At 63.9% G+C, this 22,082-nt stretch carries 21 protein-coding genes; 1 reads left to right on the forward strand and 20 read right to left on the reverse strand.

What is annotated here, in order from left to right:
* From AC0AII_RS05880 to AC0AII_RS05910, 7 genes are all read right to left on the reverse strand, one after another.
* Positions 1-816, reverse strand: coding sequence for a DUF3710 domain-containing protein (locus AC0AII_RS05880; RefSeq protein WP_490446466.1), 816 nt, complete (start codon positions 814-816; stop codon positions 1-3).
* Between the two features lie 37 nt (positions 817-853).
* Positions 854-2,851 carry a dipeptide ABC transporter ATP-binding protein gene (locus AC0AII_RS05885; RefSeq protein WP_198189482.1) on the reverse strand — a complete coding sequence of 666 codons (1,998 nt, stop codon included), beginning with the start codon at positions 2,849-2,851 and terminating at the stop codon, positions 854-856.
* A gap of 11 nt (positions 2,852-2,862) precedes the next feature.
* Complete coding sequence (locus tag AC0AII_RS05890; RefSeq protein WP_034524826.1) at positions 2,863-3,852, reverse strand: ABC transporter permease; 990 nt, start codon at positions 3,850-3,852, stop codon at positions 2,863-2,865.
* A gap of 31 nt (positions 3,853-3,883) precedes the next feature.
* Positions 3,884-4,810 (reverse strand): ABC transporter permease, encoded by a 927-nt coding sequence (locus tag AC0AII_RS05895; RefSeq protein WP_024627150.1) that lies wholly within the window; start codon positions 4,808-4,810, stop codon positions 3,884-3,886.
* Between the two features lie 190 nt (positions 4,811-5,000).
* A complete protein-coding gene (locus AC0AII_RS05900; RefSeq protein ID WP_198200717.1) occupies positions 5,001-6,662 on the reverse strand; it encodes a peptide ABC transporter substrate-binding protein in 1,662 nt (553 codons plus the stop codon).
* Between the two features lie 78 nt (positions 6,663-6,740).
* Positions 6,741-8,420 carry a peptide ABC transporter substrate-binding protein gene (locus AC0AII_RS05905; protein WP_490446467.1) on the reverse strand — a complete coding sequence of 560 codons (1,680 nt, stop codon included), beginning with the start codon at positions 8,418-8,420 and terminating at the stop codon, positions 6,741-6,743.
* 137 nt (positions 8,421-8,557) lie between these two features.
* Positions 8,558-9,490 carry a tyrosine recombinase XerC gene (locus tag AC0AII_RS05910; RefSeq protein ID WP_490446468.1) on the reverse strand — a complete coding sequence of 311 codons (933 nt, stop codon included), beginning with the start codon at positions 9,488-9,490 and terminating at the stop codon, positions 8,558-8,560.
* Between the two features lie 104 nt (positions 9,491-9,594).
* On the opposite strand from AC0AII_RS05910, the gene AC0AII_RS05915 reads away from it, so the two are divergent.
* Complete coding sequence (locus AC0AII_RS05915) at positions 9,595-9,867, forward strand: DUF6725 family protein (RefSeq protein WP_313837007.1); 273 nt, start codon at positions 9,595-9,597, stop codon at positions 9,865-9,867.
* Here the strand turns inward: AC0AII_RS05915 and AC0AII_RS05920 are convergent.
* The 13 genes from AC0AII_RS05920 to AC0AII_RS05980 all read right to left on the reverse strand — a co-directional run bounded on the left by AC0AII_RS05920 (position 9,857) and on the right by AC0AII_RS05980 (position 22,061).
* Positions 9,857-10,894, reverse strand: a complete 1,038-nt coding sequence (locus tag AC0AII_RS05920) for a prephenate dehydrogenase (protein WP_490446584.1) — start codon at positions 10,892-10,894, stop codon at positions 9,857-9,859. The genes AC0AII_RS05915 and AC0AII_RS05920 overlap by 11 nt on opposite strands.
* Positions 10,895-10,959: 65 nt before the next feature.
* Positions 10,960-11,946 carry a prephenate dehydratase domain-containing protein gene (locus AC0AII_RS05925; protein ID WP_490446469.1) on the reverse strand — a complete coding sequence of 329 codons (987 nt, stop codon included), beginning with the start codon at positions 11,944-11,946 and terminating at the stop codon, positions 10,960-10,962.
* Positions 11,943-12,407, reverse strand: coding sequence for an alcohol dehydrogenase (locus tag AC0AII_RS05930; protein WP_490446470.1), 465 nt, complete (start codon positions 12,405-12,407; stop codon positions 11,943-11,945). Before AC0AII_RS05930 ends, AC0AII_RS05925 begins: the two co-directional genes overlap by 4 nt.
* 71 nt (positions 12,408-12,478) lie before the next feature.
* Positions 12,479-14,398: a translational GTPase TypA gene (gene typA / locus AC0AII_RS05935; protein ID WP_024627158.1), complete on the reverse strand. Its 1,920-nt coding sequence runs from the start codon at positions 14,396-14,398 to the stop codon at positions 12,479-12,481.
* 77 nt (positions 14,399-14,475) lie between these two features.
* Entirely contained in the window at positions 14,476-15,138 is a 663-nt protein-coding gene (gene scpB, locus AC0AII_RS05940) for an SMC-Scp complex subunit ScpB (protein ID WP_490446471.1), read from the reverse strand.
* Positions 15,135-15,938, reverse strand: a complete 804-nt coding sequence (locus AC0AII_RS05945; RefSeq protein ID WP_490446472.1) for a segregation and condensation protein A — start codon at positions 15,936-15,938, stop codon at positions 15,135-15,137. Before AC0AII_RS05945 ends, scpB begins: the two co-directional genes overlap by 4 nt.
* Positions 15,935-16,774 (reverse strand): ParA family protein, encoded by an 840-nt coding sequence (locus AC0AII_RS05950; protein WP_101432174.1) that lies wholly within the window; start codon positions 16,772-16,774, stop codon positions 15,935-15,937. Before AC0AII_RS05950 ends, AC0AII_RS05945 begins: the two co-directional genes overlap by 4 nt.
* A gap of 45 nt (positions 16,775-16,819) precedes the next feature.
* Positions 16,820-17,776: a site-specific tyrosine recombinase XerD gene (gene xerD, locus AC0AII_RS05955; protein ID WP_490446473.1), complete on the reverse strand. Its 957-nt coding sequence runs from the start codon at positions 17,774-17,776 to the stop codon at positions 16,820-16,822.
* Between the two features lie 112 nt (positions 17,777-17,888).
* Complete coding sequence (locus AC0AII_RS05960) at positions 17,889-19,514, reverse strand: spermidine synthase (RefSeq protein ID WP_490446474.1); 1,626 nt, start codon at positions 19,512-19,514, stop codon at positions 17,889-17,891.
* 261 nt (positions 19,515-19,775) lie between these two features.
* On the reverse strand, positions 19,776-20,159 hold the full coding sequence (rplT, locus tag AC0AII_RS05965) for a 50S ribosomal protein L20 (protein ID WP_015021618.1): 384 nt from the start codon (positions 20,157-20,159) through the stop codon (positions 19,776-19,778).
* A 48-nt stretch (positions 20,160-20,207) separates the two neighbouring features.
* Positions 20,208-20,402, reverse strand: a complete 195-nt coding sequence (gene rpmI, locus AC0AII_RS05970) for a 50S ribosomal protein L35 (RefSeq protein WP_015021617.1) — start codon at positions 20,400-20,402, stop codon at positions 20,208-20,210.
* On the reverse strand, positions 20,383-21,054 hold the full coding sequence (gene infC, locus AC0AII_RS05975; RefSeq protein ID WP_029676114.1) for a translation initiation factor IF-3: 672 nt from the start codon (positions 21,052-21,054) through the stop codon (positions 20,383-20,385). The genes rpmI and infC overlap by 20 nt, the downstream gene beginning before the upstream one ends.
* Before the next feature lie 230 nt (positions 21,055-21,284).
* Positions 21,285-22,061: a triose-phosphate isomerase gene (locus AC0AII_RS05980; RefSeq protein WP_463428372.1), complete on the reverse strand. Its 777-nt coding sequence runs from the start codon at positions 22,059-22,061 to the stop codon at positions 21,285-21,287.
* Positions 22,062-22,082: the final 21 nt, after the last annotated feature.

Here is a 22,082-nt window from a genome sequence, read left to right on the forward strand (position 1 = left end):
TTAGCGGACCTCCGAGAACATGGGTCCGCGCGACAGTGTGGTCTTCACCTCGGTCTGCTGGTCCGAGTCGAAGGGGCCCTCGGGCCTGCCGGGGATCTGCGCACTCTCATCGTCCTTGGACTCCGAGTCTTCGTCTTCTCCGCGGCGCTGGTTGGGGGTGATGGGCGCATGCATGGGCACCAGGTCACGGGGGGCCAGGGGCTCATCGCCACGGACCACCACCAGGTCGGCCAGGTAGCCGTCGAGCACATCCTTCTCCTTGCCGCCCTTGGCTGCCGGGCCTGAGAAGATGCCTCGCAGCATCCAGCGAGGTCCGTCGACGCCCACCACCCGGGTCAGCAGGTTCTTGCCCTTGACCTTGACGGGCAGGGTCAGCTCCTTGCCGAAGACGCCGTCCACCTCCTTGCAGGAGGGGTTGGCCTTGAGCAGGTCGGCCCGGACCTCGTCCCAGAGGCCCAGGGACTTGGGGGCCGCGAAGGGCTCCAGCTCCAGACTGGAGGACCCGTAGGTGATGGTGGCTCCCAGCACGTCGCCGGTCTGCGAGTTGGCCTTGAGCCTCAGCTCGCTGCCCTTGAGGAAGGGCAGCATCAGGGCGCCGATGTCCAAGTACTCATCGGTGTCGGGGGCCTCGGAATCCAAACTGTCCCAGGGGCCTTTCCCGCTCTGCTCGGCTTCATCGCGGTCAGCCTGAGATGTTTGGTCGGATTTCTCCGCGGACTCCTCAGCGTCCTTGGACTCGTCGAGCTCCTTGGACTCCTCGACGGCCTCCTCAGCCTGCTTCTTGGCGCGTTTCTTGCCGAAACCAAACAATCCCATGATGCCTCATTTCCTTGTGAGTCTGTGCAAAGGATACCTAGTCAAGACCCAGGCGCAGCTTGCCGCCGGGGATGGCGTCCAGCAGATCCTTGGTGTACTGGCGCTGGGGGTGATCGAAGACCTCGTCGGTGGTGGCGTGCTCCACCAGCCGGCCGTGCTGCATGACCACCACCTCGTCGGCGATCTGCCTGACCACGGCCAGATCGTGGGTGATGAACAGGTAGCTGAGCCCTTGCTCGGCCTGCAGATCGTTGAGCAGCCGCAGCACCTGGTCCTGGACCAGCACGTCCAGGGCGGAGACGGCCTCGTCGCAGATGATCACATCCGGATTCAGGGCCATGGCCCGGGCGATGGCGATGCGCTGACGCTGTCCGCCGGAGAGCTCGTTGGGGTAGCGCCCCATGACCGATTCAGGCATCTCCACCATGTCCAGCAGCTCCTTGACCCGCTTCTGCCGGGACTTGGCGTTGCCGATCTTGTGGATGCGCAGGGGCTCCTCGATGGATCGGTAGATGGAGTACATGGGGTCCAGGGAGCCGTAGGGGTTCTGGAAGACCGGCTGCACGTGCCGGCGGAACTCCATGAGCTGACGGCTGCCGAAGCCGGCGATGTCCTGGCCCTCGTAGGTCACCAGGCCCGAGGTGGGCTTGAGCAGGTGCAGGACCATGTTGGCCACGGTGGACTTGCCGGAGCCGGACTCCCCCACGATGGCCAGCGTGGTCCCCCGCTTGACCGAGAAGGAGACGTCGTCCACGGCCTTGAACATCTCCTTGCGCCGGGGCAGCCTGAACTCGCGGGTCAGGTGCTCCACGGTGATGACGTGCTCGCTGCGCTCCAGGGTGCTCTCGCCCTTGACGTGATGCTCCAGCAGGTCTTCGGCATCCTGGCCGCGCTGCTTGGCGGAGATGATGCGCTGGGAGGCCAGCGAGGGCGCGGCCTGGACCAGCCGCTTGGTGTAAGGGTGCTGAGGGTGCTGCAGGACCTCCAGGCTGGGCCCGGACTCCACCACCTGGCCCCGGTACATGACCACGATGTGCTGGGCGCGCTCGGCTGCCAGACCCAGGTCGTGGGTGATGAAGAGCACGGCGGTGCCCAGGGATTCGGTCAGGCTGCGCAGGTGGTCCAGAATCCGCTTCTGGACGGTCACATCCAGGGCGCTGGTGGGCTCGTCGGCAATCAGCAGGTCGGGCCGGGAGGCCAGGCCGATGGCGATCAGGGCGCGCTGGCGCATGCCGCCGGAGAACTCATGCGGATACTGTCGGGCCCTGGTGGCAGCCTCAGGCAGCCCGGCCTCGGACAGCAGGCCGGCGATGCGGTCGTCCATGTCCGAGCCGGTGACATGCTCCTTGGCCAGCGTCCAGGCCGCATCGTCATCCACACCGGCGTCGATCAGGGACTTGGCCACGCCCCATCGGGTCTCGGAGCCCACGTCCCACTCGGCCTTCAGGGCCTCCATGGTCTGGTCCACGTCAGCGACCCCGGCATCGCTCAGGGCCTGGCGGGCGGCCTGAAGCAGGCCGGGCAGGTCCTTGGAGGAGATGAAAAGCTCGTCGTCCGACTTCTTGAGCGTCACCTCTTCGTCGCTGGCCAGGGCCTTGGCCAGCCGGGAGCGCTTCTCCCGGGAGACATCCATATGGTTGGCGGTCAGCGCCTCTTTGACCTGGGAGCCGATGCGCCAGACCGGGTTCAGGTTGCTCATGGGATCCTGCGGGACCAGGCCCACCTGGGAGCCGCGCAGCGCCTCGTAGTCCTTGCGGTCCAGGCCCACCAGCTCGCGGCCATTGAGCCGGATGCTGCCTCCGGTCACCTTGCCGGTGCCGGGCAGAAGACCCAGCACAGCCATGGCCGAGGTGGACTTGCCCGAGCCGGACTCCCCCACGATGGCCACCCACTGGCCGGGGTAGACGTTGAAGGAGGCGTCGCGAACTGCGTGGACGGTGCGCCCATCGGCGGTGAAGTCCACCTGCAGGTCCCGCACGTCGAGCAGAGGCTGCTGCTCCTGATTGGTGGTCATGTTCTTGTCTGCTTCAGTCATGCTTCCTCCGCTCAGGCCGTTCTGCTCTTGGGATCCAATGCATCCTTGACCGCGTCGCCCATCATGATGAAGGCCAGCACGGTGATGGCCAGGGCTGCGGAGGGATAGAAGAGGACCGAGGGGTTGGTGGTCAGGAGGTTCTGGGCCGTCGAGATGTCCCCGCCCCAGGAGACCACGGTGGAGGGCAGGCCGATGCCCAGGAAGCTCAGCGTGGCTTCAGAGACGATGTAGGTGCCCAGCGACATGGTGGCCATGACGATGACCGGGGCCAGGGAGTTGGGCATGATGTGCCGGAAGAGGTTGCGCAGGGGCGTGGAGCCCAGGGCCGTGGAAGCGGTGTTGAACTCCAGGTTCTTGGCCTCCAGGACGGCGCTGCGGGTGATGCGGGCCATGTTGACCCAGCCGAAGAGGGTCAGAGTCAGGATGATCTTCCACAGGGAGGTGGAGGTGCGGAACATCTGCAGGAGCACGATGGCGCCCAGGATCATGGGAATGGCGAAGAAGATGTCGGTGATGCGGCTGAGCACGGCGTCAACCCAGCCCCCGAAGAAACCGGCGATGGCGCCGATGAGGCCGCCGAAGACGGTAACCAGGATGGTCGTCATGATGCCGATGGCCACTGAGGTCCTTGCCCCGTGGATGACGCGGCTGTAGACGTCGCAGCCCTGCAGATCGAAGCCGAAGGGATGCCCGGGCCGGCCGGGCTCCAGGGAGTCGGACAGGCTGCAGGCCATGGGATCCTGCCTGGCGAAGAGGTTGGGGAAGAGGGCCACCAGGATGACCACGATCGCCAGGATTGCGGAGATGATGAAGAGCGGGTTGCGCCTCAGGGTCTTCCAGGCGTCGGCCCACATGCTAGTGGGCGGCACGTCCTCATCCACCGAGTCCACCTCGCGCAGGGGCGTCTCGTCGATGGGGGCCACGAACCGCTCCTGGCCCGGCAGGGGGTCGGGGAAGTAGACGCGGGCCTGGCTTTCGTTCTGTTCGCTTGACTCGTTCATTGCCGTTTCACTCATAGTCGGTCCCTCTCCCTCACGCATACCGGATCCGCGGATCGAGCACTGCGTAGAGCAGGTCGACCAGGAGGCTGGTGATGACGAAGATCAGGACCAGAATGGTCACGATGGAGACCACCAGGGTGCCTTCGCCCCTCAGGATGGCCTGGTAAAGGGTGTTGCCCACGCCCTGGATGTTGAAGATGCGCTCGGTGATCATGGCCCCGCCCATGAGTCCGCCGATGTCGGCGCCCAGGTAGGTGACCACGGGGATCAGGGAGTTGCGCAGCACATGCCGCACGATGACAGACCGATTGCTCATGCCCTTGGCCCGGGCCGTGCGCACGTAGTCCTCGGAGATGTTGGAGGTGATCTCCGTCCTGGTCAGACGGATGATGGAGGCCATGGACACCGACCCCAGCACAATGGCCGGCATGAGCAGATCAATAAAGCCCGGATTGGCCCCGGCTGTGGCTGGCAGCAGATGCCATTTGACGCCGAACAGGTACTGCAGGATGAAGCCGGTGACGAAGGTAGGCACCGAAATCAGCAGCAGGGAGAGGACCAGGATGATGTTGTCCGACCACTTGCCCTTGGTCAGGCCGCCGATGATGCCGAAGATCACGCCGAAGACGCCCTCGAAGACGAAGGCCATCAGGGCCAGCTTGATGGTCACCGGGAAGGCCCTGCCGATCACGCTGATCACGGGCTGGCCGGCGAAGGTGTTGCCGAAGTTCAGGGTCAGCGCGTTCTTCAGGAAGAGCACGTACTGCACGATGAAGGGCTTGTCGAGATTGTATTCCGAACGTATCTGTGCGGCAACGGCCTGATTGACCGGCTTGTCCCCGAACATGGCGGCCACGGGGTCGCCGGGAAGCGCGAAGACCAGCGCGTATATCAGCAGTGTCGTGCCGAGAACGACGGGGATCATCTGCAGAATACGTCGCAGAAGATATTTTCCCATCGGCTATTCTCCTTTGTCATCCGCGACCGGGATCGGCATGGGGATCGGGGCCGCCGCAAAAATTCTTGTTTGAGTCTACCAGCACACCTCAACAGGGGTGCAAAGACGCCAAGGCCGGCGCGGAGTGGATCCTTCCGTGCCGGCCCGGGCGATGTCAGCTGTCAGGTGCGGGATTCAGGCTCCCGTCACCTCACTTGCTGATGTTGTAGTAAGCAGGGACGCCCTTCCAGGTGAAGGAGAATCCTTGGATGTTCTTGGCGGCCACGCCGTTGGAGTTCTGGTAGTAGAGCGGGACTGCGGGCAGATCGCGGAAGAGCAGCTCCTCGGACTGCTGGTAGATCTTGTTGGCCTCGTCGATGCTCTTGGCGGAGGCTGCCTTGTCCATCAGGCCGTCGAACTCGGGGTTCTTGTAGTCGCCGTCGTTGGACCCGTTGCCGTTGGCTGCCGAGCTGGCGAAGTTGCTGGACAGGTAGCTCTCGGGCGAGGGGTAGTCGGGCTGCCAACCGGAGCGGAAGGCCGAGTCGGTGAACTTGCGGTTCTGCACGTTGGAGCGGAACTCGCTGAAGGTGGGCAGAGGGTTGCCCGAAGCCTGGATGCCCAGGGCGTTCTTGATGGAGTTGGTGACGGCGTCATAGATCTCCTTGTGGGCGCCATCGGCGTTGTAGGCGATCTTGAAGCTGTCGCCCTCGCCCCAGGGGGAGATCTTGTTGGCCTCGGCCCAGAGCTCCTTGGCCTTGGACGGGTTGTACTTGAGCACGTCGGATCCCTTGATGCTGGTTGAGTAGCCGGGGATGACGGGGGCGGTGAAGTCGTGGACCTCCTTGGCGGTTCCGGACAGCACCTTCTTGATGATGGTCGGCCGGTCGATGGCCATGGAGATGGCCTGGCGACGGAGCTTGCCCTCCTGATCCTGGCCGAAGTGCTTCATGTAGGTGGGGATGGTGAACATCTGGATGACCGAACCCGGATCGTTGATGGCCTGGACCGTGTTATCGGTCTGGAAGGTCTTGCGAGCCGAGGCGGGCAGGGTGTCCAGCACGTCCAGGTTGCCGGCCTGCACGTCGCGGTAGGCTGCGGTGGCATCGGTGTAGGAGCGGAACTCGACGCCGCCGTTCTTGACCTTGATGCCGCCCTTGTAAGCGGGATCCTTGACCAGCTTGATCGACTTGTTGTGCTCCCAGGACTGGAACTTGTAGGGTCCCACGGTCACCGGCTTCTCGCCGAAGGCCTTGGTGTCCTTGTAGAAGGACTCGGGCAGGGGCGCAAACGCGGTGTAGCCCACCTGGATGGGGAAGGTGGAGGAAGGCGAGGTCAGATCAACGGTGAAGGTCTTGTTGTCGATGACCTTGAGGCCGGACAGCTGGGCATCGCCAGGGGTGCCCTCCTTCTGCAGGTCGTCATACCCCTTGATGTTGGCGAAGAAGCTGGAGCCCAGCTGCTTGTTGGCGATGTCGGCCGCCCAGGACCAGGCCTTGGTGAAGGACTGTGCGGTGACCGGGGTGCCATCCGAGAACTTCCAGCCGTCGTTGATGGTCACGGTGTACTGGGTGTTGTCCTCGTTGGCCTTGATCTGCTTGGCGATCTCGTTGACCGGCTTGCCCTTGTCGTCAAAGCGGACCAGCTTGGAGAACATGACGTCGATGGGGTTGCCACCCCCCACCTCGTTGGTCATGCTGGGGATGAGCGGATTGGCCGGCTCAGGGTTGAAGACCGAGATGACGGCGTTCGAGCTGCCGCCGTTGCTCCCCTGGGCAGAGGAGCCGGATCCGCCGGATCCGCCGCAGGCGCCCAGCGTGAGCGCCATGACGCACAGTCCGGCGCCCGCAATGGTCAGGGCCGATTGCTTCTTCATATATCTTGCTCTTTCCTTTGGTTGGTTTCCCGAACCGCCAGTCATCGACGGCGGTTTATGCCGTTTCCGGCACGATCATTACTGGTCCTTGGACAGCTCCGAGAAGATCGGATAGCCATCCCAGCCCAGACGCATCCCATGAACCTTCTTGGCGGACGCGCCGATGTTGTTTCCATAATAGAGCGGAACCGCCGGCATGTCCTGCAGAAGGATCTCCTCAGCCTGCTGGAAGAACCTGTTGGCTTCATCGGTGTCCTTGGCCTTGGCAGCCTGCTTCAGCAGGGCGTCGAACTTGGGGTTCTTGTAGTCGCCATCGTTGGATCCGTTGCCATCGGCCGCCGAGCTGGCGAAGTTGCTCATCAGATAGCTCTCAGGCGATGGGTAGTCGGGTGACCAGGAGGATCTGAAGGCCGCATCCGCGTAGAGGCGCTTTTTGATGTTGCCGCGGAACTCGCTGAAGGTGGGCACAGGAGTGGCCTCGGCCTTGATGCCCAGCGTGTTCTTGATGGAGTTGGCCATGCCGTCGTAGAAGTCCTTGGCGCCGCCATCCGAACTGTACAGCATTTGGAAGCTCTTGTCGGCTGGCCACTTGCTGATGGCATCGGCCTTGGCCCAGTACTCCTTGGCTTTCCTGGCGTTGTACTTGAGGTTGTCCGAACCCTTGAGATCCTTGGCATAGCCTGGGATGGTCGGCGCGGTGAAGTCGGTGGGCTGCACGCCCAGACCGCCCAGGACCTTGTCGATCAGCATCTTCCGGTCAATGGCCATGGAGATGGCCAGGCGGCGCAGGTGGCCCTCCTGGTCCTGGCCGAAATGCTCCATGGTGGCAGGAATGGTGAACATCTGCAGGGTGGAGCCAGGCTTGTTATAACTCTGCACCATGCTGTCGGTCATGAATGTCTTGACAGCGGAGGTGGGAATCCTGTCGATCACATCCAGGTTGCCCGCCTGCACATCGGAATAGGCAGAATTCAGGTCAGTATAGACCTTGTAGTCGATGCCGCCGTTCTGGACCTTGACCTCCCCGCCATAGTCGTTGTTCTTGCGAAGCCTGATCATGGCGTTGTGCTGCCAGGACTCAAACGTGTACGGACCCGAGCTGACCGGATTCTCCCCGTAGGCCTTGGGATCCTTGTAGAAGGACTCAGGCAGGGGCGCAAAAGAGGTATAGCCCACCTGAATGGGGAAGGTGGACGAGGGCGATATGAGGTCTACGGTGAAGGTCTTGTCATCGATGACCTTCAATCCGGAGAACTGGGCATCCGCAGGCACACCCTGCTTCTGCAGGTCATCAAAGCCCTTGATGTCAGAGAAAAAGCTGGCGTTCAGCTGGCCGTTGGACACATTGGCGCTCCAGGACCAGGCCCTGGTGAAGGACTTGGCGGTGATGGGGGTGCCATCCGAGAACTTGCGCCCGTCAACCAAGGTGACCTTGTACTGGGACATGTCGTCGTTGCCCTTGATCTCCGCGGCCAGATCGTTGTGGGCCTTGCCCTGATCGTCGAAGCGGATCAGCTTGGAGTTGATGGCATCCACGACCTGCCCGCCGCAGCTTTCCGCAGTGCTGCTGGGAATGAGCGGGTTGGCCGGCTCGCACCCACGGACCGACACCACGGCGTTGTTGCTGGGCTGGCTGCTGGACGACTGCTCGGCACCCTCGGTATTGGTGCTGCTGCCTCCACTGCCGCAGCCGCTGGCCAAGAGCGCCAAGGCACAGATGGCGGCTGACGCCACCGTGAGCTGTGAATTCTTCTTCATTCCTGCTGCTCCCTTTAGCTGGTTGCCAACATTGCGCCTATGATCCCGAAAGTCTTTGACTGATGTTCAAGCTAGAATACGCCATATTCTGATACCAGGATGTTTCCCGAGACAAGTCGTATCTCATTTACCGGATCTCAGGCCCGGGGAAAAGCCTGCCTGTACCGGGCCCGCAGCTGCTCGATGGAGACGTGGGTGTAGCGCTGGGTGGTCCGCAGGGAGGAATGGCCCAGCATCTCCTGAACCTCGCGCAGGTCGGCTCCCCCATCCAGCATGTGCGTGGCGGCCGAGTGCCGCAGGGCATGGGGGGCGATGTCGGGCACCCCGGCCTGACCGGCCGCCTGATGGACCACCTTGCGGACCTGTCGTTGGCCAACTCTGCCGCCAAGCTGACCCAGGAAGAGGGCCTGACCTGCCTTGCGGGCCGATCTGGCCCTTGAGCCCGCCAGGACCGGCCGCCCCTCCCCCAGCCAGCGGTCCAGGGCGCGATCGGCGGGCAGGCCATAGGGCAGGACCCGCTCCTTGGAACCCTTGCCCAAGACCTTTACGGTGCGGCTGTGCCGGTTCACGTCATCCAGGTCCAGCCCGCAGAGCTCGGCCACACGCATGCCCGTGGCGTACAGCAGCTCCAGCATGGCCGCGTCCCGGGCCTGCAGGGCCGCCTGGACTTTCTGGTCCTCCCGGGGCTCGACCGGATCCTGGTCGACCGTATCCATCAGGGTGCGGGCCTGGTCGTGCGTCAGGACCCGTGGAAGGTGCTCGGACTGCTTGGGACTGCTCAGGGCCAGGGTGGGGTCGGTCTTGATCCGGCCGTGCCGGCTCAGCCAGCCGAAGAAGGATCTCAGTGCGGCCGTCTTCCGGGCCATGGTCGAACGGGCGTGGGTCGATGCCTCGTGGGCCAGCCAGGACCTGATGGTGGCCAGGTCGATCTGCGCGGGGTCGTCGAAGCCGTGCAGATGCATCAGGTGCAGAAAGCCCGACAGGTCGGCCCGGTAGGAACGCACGGTGTTGGGACTCTTGCCTGCCACCCGGGAAAGATAGTCGGTGAAGTCCTGCAGATCCTGGTCCACTGCGGGCACTCCCTTCGCTTGGCTGTGCAGTATGTGCAATACAGTCTAGGCGCTTTCGCCCTCGTCGCAGCCGCAGGCGATACTGACCCCGGAGGTGGATGGCCATGCGTTTGCCAGCAACCATACCGGCCGGAGCGCGGCTGGTGGTCAGGATCGCCCTGGGGTCGGACCCGGAAGATGGAAGGCCCAAGTTCCGAGACTACGTGGGCCATGTGGTCGACTGGGACGGACACCGGCTGATCCTGGACAGGGACCCGGCGGCCAATGGGTCGCGTCCCGGGGAACGGGTGACCCTGCAAGCAGAAGACATGGTGGCCCTGAAACCGGTCCCGGAACGCCGTTCGCCCCGTCCGGACCCACCTGATCTCAGTCGATGACCGGCGGGTGCAGCACCCGGGCACGGCTGGTGGTCAGGAAGGCCGAGACCTGCTCGCCGCGCAGGGCCGAATCCAGCAGCTCCTGCCGCCAGTTGCCCTCCTGCGGATCCAATTCAAGGTCGGTGGTGGGCATCGGCTCCTGGCCGGCCAGGGCAGCCTTGTAGCGCCGGAAGGGATCGGCCTGGAGGAAGAAGTCCCGGCGTTTTTCATCGGACGCCGGCTCCTGGTCCCGCAAGAGAGAGGCCATGCCCTGCAGATTCTCGGCCAGGGCATCCAGAAGGTCGGCCACCTGGTCGGCGTTCTCCTCCACCATGGCCCGGGTCCGTTCCGGATCGGTCAGGGCCACCCGGGTCATGTCACGCCAGGATCCGGCCGACAGGGCCGAGGCCACACGGCGGTCAGGCGACCTGGTCAGCATGTTGGCCAGGGCGGTGGCCACCACATGGGGCATGTGCGAGATCAGCGCAGCGGCCCGGTCATGGGTGGCATCGTCCAGGGCGATCAGCCGGTTGCCCAGACCCTGGGTGACCATGTCGGCCACGGTTAGGAATCGGCTGTAATCCGTTTGCTCATCGACGCAGAGAGCCCAGAGGGCATCATCCAAGAGGGCCGGGTCCGAGTCCTCGTAACCGGAGCCCTCGCTGCCCGCCATGGGATGGGCGCCCACATACCGATCGGCCAGACCGGCCTGCTCGACCTGACGGCGGACCGGCCCCTTGACACTGCCCACGTCGGTCAGGGTGGTGCCCCGGGTCAACACCGGAGCCAGGGCCTTGAGCACCTCGGGCATGGCCCGCAAGGGGGTAGCCAGCACCAGCACGTCTGCCTTGCCCTTAGCCAGCTCTTCCAAGGTGTCCACACAGTGAATTCCCTGGCTGCGGGCCTGCTCATAGGGACGGTCATTGTGGTTCCATGCGATCACGAACCGGCCCCGGGCGGCCAGGCGGCGGGCCAACGATCCGCCGATCAGACCCAGCCCTGCCACGGCGATCTTGTGGGCCGAGGTCAGCACCGGCGAGGCGGCCATGCCTGCCATGGGGTGCATGTGCTCGGGACCGGACAGGTCCATGTGTGGAAAGGGTGCGGATTCATCTACCATAACAACTCCTTGCTGATCGTCTCGGTATCGGGGTCCTCACCCCGGAAGGCCCCCGCCCTGGGCAGCATCCATTCACGGATGGGGGGCGCTGGATGCGGGGTGCGCGGATGGACCGCCAGGGTCTTGAGCCAGTCCCCCCTGTCCAGCAGGTCGGCCAGCACCTGATGGAGCCCCTTCTGCCATGGTGCGGCGTCGATGCTGGCCACGAAGCTGTAAGTCCCGTCGTGCCCCTTGATGGGCCGGGACATGAATGAGGTCATGTTCAGGCCCGCATCGCGCAGACGGTCCAGCAGGTTGGCCAGCACGCCCGGCCCGGTGTTCAGGGGAATGAAGGTGACGATGGACTCGAAATCCCCGCCCGGCGCCAGGCGGCGTGCCAGTCGGGCGGCCCGATCTCGGGGAGCCAGCAGAAGAAAGTCGGTACGGGCCCCCTGATAGTCCTGCACCTCGCGCCGGTAGGTCTCCAGTCCGTAGAGGCTCCCGCATATGCGCGGCCCCAGAGCCACCTGGTCGGGGCCCAAGTCACGACAGGCCGCAGCGTTGGAATTGGCCGGCACCGGATTGAGGCCGGTCTCTGCGATGAAGCCCTTGCACTGGGCCAATCCATGGGGATGGGCGCCAACCTGGCGCAGGGGGCCATGGTCGGCCCGGACGAAGGCGTCAAAGACGATGGGCAGACGGACCATGCCGAAGCCCGCTACCGATTGAGCGTCGATCAGGGCGTCCATGTTGGGCACCACATGGCCCTCCACGTTGTTCTCCCAGGCCAGCACCCCCCAGCCCCGGCCCTCCTCCACGGCGGCCACGATGGCCGCCGCATCCGTGCAGGGCTTAAGTTCCGCCTGGCAGCCCAGCCTTGTCGCCATGAGGCTGGCGGCCTCAAGGGCGGCCTGATGGGTGAAGGTCCCCTCGGGACCCAGGAAGTGCAGGGGAATTCGGTCGGATGAAGTCGCCGGCCTCGCTGACGGGTCCTGGCTCATGCGGATCGCCCCTGACGACGCAGGGGGCCATCGGCAAACCAGGAGGCCGGCAGACAGATGGCCAGGGTCTGGATCAGGACCAGCCCGCCCATCCAGAGGAAGACCGCATACTTGGCAAAGAATGTCGGGAAGTTGGCATAGGGCATGAGCACGTCGCCGCCAGGCCCCCGCATGGAGAGCAGCCAGACCGTGACCGTCGAGGCCACCAGATGCAGGGCCAGCCCCATGGTGCCGCTGTCGCAACGGACCCACCAGGAGGCCAGGGCCACCAGCAGATAGGCCAGGACCATCCCCCAGGGCAGACCCTGAGCGGCCCCGGAGCGCTGGACCAGGGTCCCCAGCACCCCCACCGCCAGGCCGATGGGCAAGCCCAGCAGGCAACGGAAGGCGCTGACCTTGCCATTCTCCCCCGTCGAACGGGAGGGGGCCTGATCCTTGGATTTGGAAACCTGAGACTTCATGGGTTCCAGACTAGTCCGACCCGGTCACCGTGGGACGGCCGGGTCGGACTAGTCTAATTGTGAGAGCAAGCTTACTTCTTGTTGGCCCTGCGCTGGCGGGCGTTCCACTTGTACCAGGCATCCCTGTCCAGGATGATCTTGCGCACGCGGATGGACTCGGGGGTCACCTCCACGCACTCATCATCGTTGGCGAAGTCCAGGGACTCCTCCAGGCTCATGTCGATGGGCGGGGTCAGGGTCTCCAGCACGTCGGCGGTGGAGGAACGCATGTTGGTCATGTGCTTCTCCAGGGTGATGTTGATGTCCAGGTCGCCGGGCTTGTTGTTGATGCCCACGATCTGCCCCTCGTAGACGGGCGACTGGGGCTTGACGAAGAACTCGCCCCGGGCCTGGAGCTTCTGCATGGCGTAGGGGCTGGCCTTGCCCGAGCGGTCGGAGACCATGGATCCGTTCTGCCGGGTCTTGATGTCGCCAGCCCAGGGGGCGTAGCCGGCGGAGATTGAGGCGGAGATGCCGGTGCCGCGGGTGGCGGTCAGCAGGGCGGTGCGGAAGCCCAGCAGGCCACGGGAGGGCACAGTGAACTGCATCCTGACCCAGCCGGAGCCGTGGTTGGTCATGGTCTCCATACGGCCCTTGCGGTCGGCCATGAGCTGGGTGACCGCGCCCATGTACTCCTCGGGCACGTCGATGGTGTCGGACTCCATGGGCTCCTGAAGCTTGCCGTCCACGGTCTTGGTGACCACCTGGGGGCGGCCCACGGTCAGCTCGTAGCCCTCGCGGCGCATCTGCTCGGCCAGGATGGCCAGGGCCAGCTCGCCACGGCCCTGAACCTCCCAGGCGTCAGGCCGGTCGGTGGGCAGCACCTTGATGGAGACATTGCCGATCAGTTCGCGGTCCAGACGATCCTTGAGCATGCGGGCGGTCAGCTTGTGGTCCTTGCCCTCGGTGCCGGCCAGGGGGGAATCGTTGGTGCCGAAGGTCATGGAGACGGCAGGGTCGTCCACGTGGATCAGCGGCAGGGGGCGGGGGTCGTCCTGGTCGACGATGGTCTCGCCGATCATGATGTCCTCCACGCCGGCCACAGCCACGATGTCGCCGGGGCCGGCCTCCTCCACAGGGAAGCGCTGCAGGCCCTTGGTGCGCAGGATCTCGGTCAGTTTGAAGTTCTCGATGGAACCGTCCACGCGCGACAGGCCGTACTGGCGGCCCTTGGTCAGGGTGCCGTTGTAGATGCGCACCAGGCCCAGACGGCCCAGGTAGTCGGAGGCGTCGATGTTGGTCACATGGGCCTGCAGGGGGGCGCCCTCCTCGTATTCCGGTGCGGGAATGTTGGTCAGGATGGCCTCGAAAAGGGGCTCCAGATCATCGTTGTCAGGCACGGCGCCGTCGGCTGGCTGGTTGACGGAGGCCTTGCCGGCCTTGGCTGCGCAGTAGATGACCGGCAGGTCCAGGAGGGAATCCAGATCCAGGTCCACTCCCTCCTCGCTCACGTCCTGGGCCAGGCCCAGGAGCAGATCGGTGGACTCGGAGACCACCTCGGAGATGCGGGCATCGGGCCGGTCGGTCTTGTTGATGACCAGGATGACGGGCAGCTTGGCCTCCAGGGCCTTGCGCAGGACGAAGCGGGTCTGGGGCAGGGGCCCCTCGGAGGCGTCCACCAGCAGGACCACGCCGTCGACCATGGAGATGCCGCGCTCCACCTCGCCGCCGAAGTCGGCGTGGCCGGGGGTGTCCACCACGTTGATGGTGATGCCGTCGGGCTCGCCCAGCTTGGCGGCCAGCGGGCCTGTGTACTTGACGGCGGTGTTCTTGGCCAGGATGGTGATGCCCTTCTCCTTCTCCAGGTCGTTGGAGTCCATGACCCGGTCGGGCACCTCCTCCCGCTCGGAGAAGACGTGCGACTGCTGCAGCATGGCGTTGACCAGGGTGGTCTTGCCGTGGTCAACGTGTGCCACAATCGCCACATTTCGTATATCGCCGCGTACCGCCATCAAAACCTCATTCTCGTGAATGCTATCCCGGAATTGGACAAACAGAGACAAGTGTAACCGCCTTGTGTGACAGGTGATCACTCCTCCTCGCCCTGGGGCGAACCTTGGACTGGATCCGGAGACTGAAGCTGGCCGGACAGCTCCTGGCGGGCCTGGGCCAGAGCCGAGTCCTCGTCGGGCAGGAAGGGGGCCAGGGAGGGCAGATCCTCCAAGGATTGCAGGCCCATCCGCTCAAGGAAAAGGTTGGTGGTGACCAGCAGCGCGGCATGGGTCTGCTCGTCCAGGCCCTCCTCGCGAACCAGGCCGCGCACCAGCAGGGCCCGGATGACCCCGTCTGAGTTGACCCCGCGGATCTGGCCCACCTGGGCACGGGTCATGGGCTGGCGGTAGGCCACGATGGCCAGGGCCTCCAGGGCCGCCTGGGAGAGGCGTGCCGTCTGGCCGTCCTTGACGAAGGCCGCCACCACGGGCTGGTAGGCGGTCCGGCTGGTCAGCTGCCAGCCCCGAGCGGTCCGGCGCAGTTCGAACCCTCGGTCGCTATAGGACTCGGCCAGCGATTCCAGGGCGGCATTGACCGGGCCCGGATCCACGGCCAGCACCCGGGAGAAGTCCTCTGCGGTCAGCGGCCGGTCCGTGGCCACCAAAATGGCCTCCAGACAGGCGGTCAGTCCGCCGGGAAAGTCCTGTACGTCGAAGTCCACATATTCGGGACGGGTGTCGGGAGCCGAGGATTGGCTCATGCGAAATCCCCCTCACTGATCAAGGCCGTTTCCGGCTCCTGTGTCGGCCCAACCCATCGCAGGTAGAGCGGCTGGTAGGGCCCATCCTGACGATACTGGATCAGCTCCTGCCTGAAGAAAATCAGCACGGCCAGGAATCGTGCCACCACCTGCGCCCGGCCCTGGGACGAGGCGACCAGATCGGCGAAGGCCACCGGTTGCCCGGGCTGTGCCAGCAGGGCCTGGCGAACCTGGTCGGCCTCCTTGTTCAGGTCGACCAAGGGCACGTGCAGCTGATCCAGCCGGACCTGGGAGGCCGGAGCGTTGACCAGGGCGTTGGCGCAGAGCAGGGCCAGGTCCTCTGGCTTCAGGGTCCAGACCAGATCAGGCAGCAGATGGGCCAGCTGGGGCTCCAGATGGCCGGGATGCGGGTAGCGGCCCGAGTTGGCGGCCAGCCTGGCTCGAAAGTCCTGTCCTGCCTGCTTGAAGGCCCGGTACTGCAGAAGCCTGGCGAAGAGCAGATCACGCTCCCGGAGGGCATCCATGGAGGCCTGGTCGCGCATGGACTCGTCCTCCACAGGCAGGAGGGCGGCGCTCTTGGCCTCCACCAGAACCGAGGCCACATCCAGGAAGGCGCTGGCCTGGTCCAGTCCCTGGCTGAAGTCCAGGGTGCGCACGTAGTCCAGAAACTCCCCGGTTATGGCGGCCAGGGAGACCTCGGTCAGTGAGAGCTTGCGGTTGGCCAGCATGCCCAGCAGCAGGTCGAAGGGCCCCTGGTAGACATCCAGGTCGACGGCGAAGCCGTCCGATGATCCGCTCACGCCACAATGCCGCGGGCGATCAGCTCCCGGGCGACCTCCCGATACTCCTTGGCGGTCTTGTGCTCGGGGGCGAACATGGTGATGGGCTCGCCGGCCACCGTGGCGTCGGGCAGCTTGATGGACCGGCTGATGATGGAGTGCAGCACCTTGCCCTTGAAGGCCTCGTAGATGCGCTGAAGCACCTCGTCCGAATGCAGGGTCTTGGTGTACATGGTGACCAGCACCCCGTAGATCTGCAGGTCGGGGTTGATGCGGCTGCGGACCTTCTCGATGGATTGCATGAGCAGGGCCACGCCGCGCAGGGCGAAGAACTCGGCCGCCACGGGAATGATGACCCCGTCCGCAGCAGTCAGCGCGTTGACGGTCAGCAGGCCGAGCGAGGGCTGGCAGTCGATGATGATGGCGTCATACTCCTGCCGCAGGGGCCGGATGGTGGCCGCCAGGGCCTGCTCCCGGCCGACCTCAGTGACCAGCTGAATCTCGGCGGCCGACAGATCGATGTTGGCCGGGATGATGTCCAGACCGTCGAAACGGGTGTGCCGGACCACCTCGTGAACATCCAGGGAGGTGTCGAACATGGCGGTGTAAATGGTGTTGTCCACGCTGTTGGCGTTGATGCCCAGGCCCACGGTGGCTGCGCCCTGGGGGTCGAAGTCCACGATCAGCACCCGACGCCCATACTGGCACAGGGCCCCGGCGATGTTGATGGATGAGGTGGTCTTGCCTACGCCGCCCTTCTGGTTGCACATGGCGAGAACACGGGCCGGGCCGTGCTGTTTCAAAGGCTCCGGGGCAGCGAACGTCTCATACTCGCGCCCTAACAAATCCGTAGGCATGCTTCTACCCTATCAAGTTTCCGGCCGCATTCGCGGGTTGGCGGGTCAGCGAGCGCGGGGATGGGCCGTCTGGTAGGTCTCGATCAGGGCCTGGGGGCTGACATGAGTGTAGATCTGCGTCGTGGTCACCGAGGCGTGGCCCAGCAGCTCCTGGACCGAACGCACATCGGCGCCTCCCTCCAGCAGATGAGTGGCGAAGGAGTGCCGCAGGGTGTGGGGGTGCAGGGGTCTGTTCAGGCCCGCCCGGCGGCCGGCATCCCTGACCACCTGCCAGACGGTCTGCCTGGTCAGCCGCCTGCCCCGCTTGTTCAGGAAGACGGCTCGCAGCTCCCTGCCCTTGGTGGCCCGATCGCACAGGCTGGACCGCCCCAGATTCAGGTAGGCCTCCATGGCCTGGCAGGCGTAGGAGCCCATGGGCACCAGACGCTGCTTGTCGCCCTTGCCGGTCAGACGGACCACACGCTCGTCAAGGTCCATGTCTTCCAGATCGGTGCCGACGGCCTCCGAGACCCGGCAGCCGGTGGCGTACATGAACTCCAGCAGGGCCTTGTCCCGCAGGACCACCGGATCCTTGGACCCGCCCATGGCGGCCACATCCAGCAGCCGGGTCACCTGGTCCACGTCAAGCACATCCGGCAGGGCCGAGGTGCCCTTGGGAGCCTTGACGGCACGAGAGACATCCTGGTCGGTCACCCCCTGCTTGAGGGCGAACCGGTGCCACTCATGGACGGCGGCCATCCTCCGCGAGCGGCTGGCTGGACTCTCGTCGGCCAGGTGGGCCAGAAAGCCCTCCACATCGGCGGTGTGAATTTGCTCCAGGCTGGTGATGCCACGACCGGACAGCCAGTTGATGTACATGTTCAGATCGGACTTGTAGGCCTTGACCGTGGCAGGGGCCAGACCCCGCTCCAGACCGGTGTAAGCCAGGAACTGATCCAGCAATGCAGTCAGCCCCTCCTGATGATCACCGTCCACTACCGCATAACCTCCGGTTCTCTTCATCAGTGCTGGTCTTTAGGCCATATTCTAACGCTGCGCTCCCCTCTTCCCGTGCTTCCAACGCGCCTGGGATCGAGATGGCCGATATCAAGATGGCCGATATCAAGATGGCCGATCAAGAGACCTCCTGGATCAGCCCCTGGATCCCTTTTTGCTGAAGAATCCGCCGGTAGGGGCCGGCCTCCCTGCCGATGATCCGGTCGATGGCGTGCATGCCCAGCAATTCGACCGGCGCATTGTCATCGGTCAATACCCTCCCCTTGGCATTCCCAACCGTACCCAGACGGGAGCTGACCTGCGCCATCATCCCCGACAGGTCAGGATCAGGGCTGACCCTGGCGGCAGCCTCCGACAACAGGTCGGAACCCGGGTAGTCCCCCATCGCCGCCTTCTTGCCCTGGGTATCCACTCCTGATCCCGAGCAATTCCCGGAAGAGGGGCGGCGCGCAAAGAGCTCGCGGTTGGTGGTCTGGGGCACGTCGGCCGTCAGGATGGCATCGGATCCGAAGACTCTGGTGATGGTGTTGGTCAGGGCCGCATTGATGGACCCCTGACCGTCGTCGATCATGTTCATGTTGACCACCATGATCCCGCCCGGATTCAGGTGGTTCCTGACCAGGGTGAAGAACTCGGTGGAACTCATCTGGAAGGGTATGGTGATGTCCTGATAGGCATCGACCATGATCAGGTCGTAGCGCTGGCCACTGGCCGCCAGCCAGGCCCGGCCGTCATAGGTGGAAACCGGGATATCGGCGGGCTGATCAAAATACTTGATGGCCAGGCTGCTGATGGCCTGGTCGATCTCCACCCCCTGGATGGCCATCCGGGGATAGTACCGCCTCAGCTGCCGGGCGTAGGTCCCGGTCCCCATGCCCAGGATCAGGGCCGAGCGGGCCTGCTCGGCCATGAGCGGCGCAGCCAGGGCCGTGTCGTAGTACATGCCAGTCATTCCGGGATGCTTCATGGTGACCGACTGGACGCCGAAGAGGACGTTGGTGGAGAGGATGGTTCTGTCCGCCAGGGTTTTGACCTGCAGGTAGTTGTAGATGGACTCGCCCTCGTAGGCCAGGCCCTTCTCCCAGAAGGCGAACCCCGTCATCGGCGACAGGGCGGCCGAGACCACAAAGGCCACCGTGGCGATCAGGCAGGCCAGGCGGTGGGCATGGGAGGAAAGGAAGTAGACCAAGGCCACCAGGAGCAATATCCCGGAGAAGATCAGAAAGGTGACGAAGGTCCCCACGGCCGGGATGGTCACAAAGGTGGGCAGGAAGGTGCCCAGGATGGACCCCACAGTGTTGCAGGCGCTGAGCCGGCCGACCACCGAAGCGTTGTCGTCCAGGGAGTCGGTGGCGCTCTTGACCAGGCCGGGGGTGATGGTCCCCAGGAGGAAGAGGGGCGGAACAAAGATGATCAGGCAGGAGATGAAGGCCGCCAGGACCAGGAAGTTGGTGGAGACGGCCACGATCAGCAGCCCCGAGATCAGGATGATCAGATACTTGCCGACCAGGGGGATCAGGGCGATCCAGACCGCCGCGGCCAGAATGCACAGGTAGAGCCTGTCCGGGTCAGGGTTCCGGTCGGCCCAGCGGCCGCCGACGACGGCACCCAGGGCCAGGGCGATCATGATGGTCCCGATGATGATGGTCCATACGATCTGGGAGGACGAGAAGTACGGAGCCAGCAGGCGGGAGGCCCCCAGCTCGGCGGCCATGACGGCCATCCCCGAGAAGAACTCCGTCACATAGAGAAAGATCCGCGACCGCAGAATAGGGCGCGACCGATTGATCCCCGCTGGTTTTGATCCACCGCTGCCCCGCGGTGGACTGGCTTGACTTGCCAATTCTGCCGATACAGCCGACGCGTCTGCGCTGTGATCATCGTTCATGGCGGCTCCCGGCATCATTGTCGTCAATCAACTTACCGTCCCCATGAGGAATGGTCAAATACGCAAAGAACCCCGCGAAAGGCGAGGTTCTTGCAGTAGGGTGTCCCAGTCCGCTGATCAGGCAGCGACCGGAGCGTTCACATCGGCAGGCAGGGCCTTCTTGGCCTCGGCCACGATGGCGTTGAAGGTGTCGATGTCGTTGACGACCAGGTCGGCCAGGGCGCGGCGGTCCAGCTCGATGCCGGCCAGGCGCAGCCCCTGGATGAAGCGGTTGTAGGTGATTCCCTGGGCGCGGCATCCGGCGTTGATGCGCTGGATCCACAGCTTGCGGAAGTCGCCCTTGCGGGCCTTGCGGTCCCGGAAGTTGTATGTATATGAATGGAGCAGCTGCTCCTTGGCCTTGCGGTAGAGACGGGAGCGCTGGCCACGGTAGCCTGACGCCCGCTCCAGGACGACCCGACGCTTCTTATGCGCGTTGACTGCCCGCTTGACTCGTGCCATAGATATTCCTCAGCTTTCTAAAATCTCACTCGACGCGACAGCACCCGCTCAGCGGGCCAGCATCCTCTTCATGTTCTTGGACTGGGTCGGAGCGAGCACCTCGTCAGTGGACAGGTGACGACGCTTCTTGGCCGACTTGTGCTCCAGATTGTGGCGCATACCGGTCCCGGCGTGCATGAGCTTGCCCGAACCCGTGGTCCGGACGCGCTTGGATGCGGCGGAGTTACTTTTCATCTTCGGCATTGCTGCCCTCCTTGGATTTCATCTGCTTGGGAGAAGTATTGTTGTCGGCCTTGGCAGCCAGATGGGCCGCCTGACGGGCCTTGCGCTCGGCACGGGCCTGGCCGCCCCGCCGACGCTGCTCGGACTGGGTGTGGACCTTCTTGCCCTTGGGCGACAGGGTCATGATGATGTTGCGCCCCTCCTGCTTGGGGGCGAACTCGATGGAGCCCAGATCCGCGACGTCGTCAGCTAGCTTGCGCAGGAGCTCCACGCCGCCGATGGGCCGGGACTGCTCGCGCCCACGCAGCATGATGGTGACCTTGACCTTGTCTCCGGCGGACAGGAAGCGGCGCACGTGCCCCTCCTTGACCTCGAAATCGTGGTCGTCGATCTTCAATCTGAAGCGGATCTCCTTGATCTCCGACATGCTCTGATTGCGGCGCGCCTCACGAGCCTTGATCTTCTCGTTGTATTTGAACTTGCCGTAATCAATGAGCTTGGCGACCGGAGGCTTGGCCTTGGGCGCAACCTCGACCAGGTCAAGGTTGGCCTCCTTGGCCAGGTTGAGGGCGACGGAGGTCGCAATGATTCCCACCTGTTCGCCGTTGGGCCCGATCAGGCGTACCTGAGACACTCGTATATCGTCGTTAATCCTTGGTTCGTCGCTAATGATGACTCCTTCTCAAATACCACAACATCCACTGCCTGCAGCCGATCCACATGAGTCCAGACGAAAAGACCATCGCTGTAAACGACGCGCTTCCGCGTTCATGAGCGATTCTGTAGAATACAACAGAATATCGCCACTCCTCGAACCCGAAGTCATGAGAGACTTCCAGGTGGGTCACCCGCTTTCTTGATTGCTCAAGCCGTTGGATATATTAGCACAATGCCGATAAGCGGTCAACTCTGACCGTTCTGGACCTCCGAGTCCTGGCTGATCAGGCGCCAGGCCTCTTTCACGACTTCCAGGAAAGCAGCGGGATCATGCGCGAAACGGCCTAGAAAGACCCCATCGACAGTTGGCCATAGCTCAGTCAACAATCCCGGAGCAGCAGCCCCTCCATATATGAGCGACAAATTGTGGCATTGGGGGCCAAGCTTGTTTTTGATAATCGAACATACCTCTTGGACGTATTCAACTGGAGCGGGGCGGGAAGCTCCGACGGCCCAGACGGGTTCATATGCAATCCAGGCTGGAAGGTCAGGCTTCTCACCCAGCCCCATTTCGATCTGTTTTAAGCAATAATCAGCGGCTGCCTCAGGACCGTGGTTGCTAAGCTCACCCACACACAGCAGGGGTGTCAATCCATTGCGCCAGCATGCACGAACCTTCCGCCCAATGAGTTCATCATCTTCCCCATACAGGCGACGGCGTTCCTCATGACCCACTTCGGCCACGGTCACACCCAGATCAAAAGCATCCCGGGGTGAGACCTCTCCAGTAAACGGGCCACGATCTTGATCGCATACATCCTGAATACCAAGATGAACATCCGTGGACAGCAGGGCCTGCCCAGCCTGCTCCACCGTAAGGTAATCCGGCAAAACCGCCATCGTCACCTTGTCCAGTGGAAGGGCTGCGGCATTGAGAAGATCGGCTAATCGTCGACAATATGCCAGTGTCTGTTTTCTTGTAAAATACATTTTCAGGCTTATAGCTACAATCGGCTTGTTCATCTTCCCCACTCTGCGCTATTA

The sequence above is a fragment of the Bifidobacterium sp. VU/mBH4 (B4) genome, assembly GCF_058199535.1.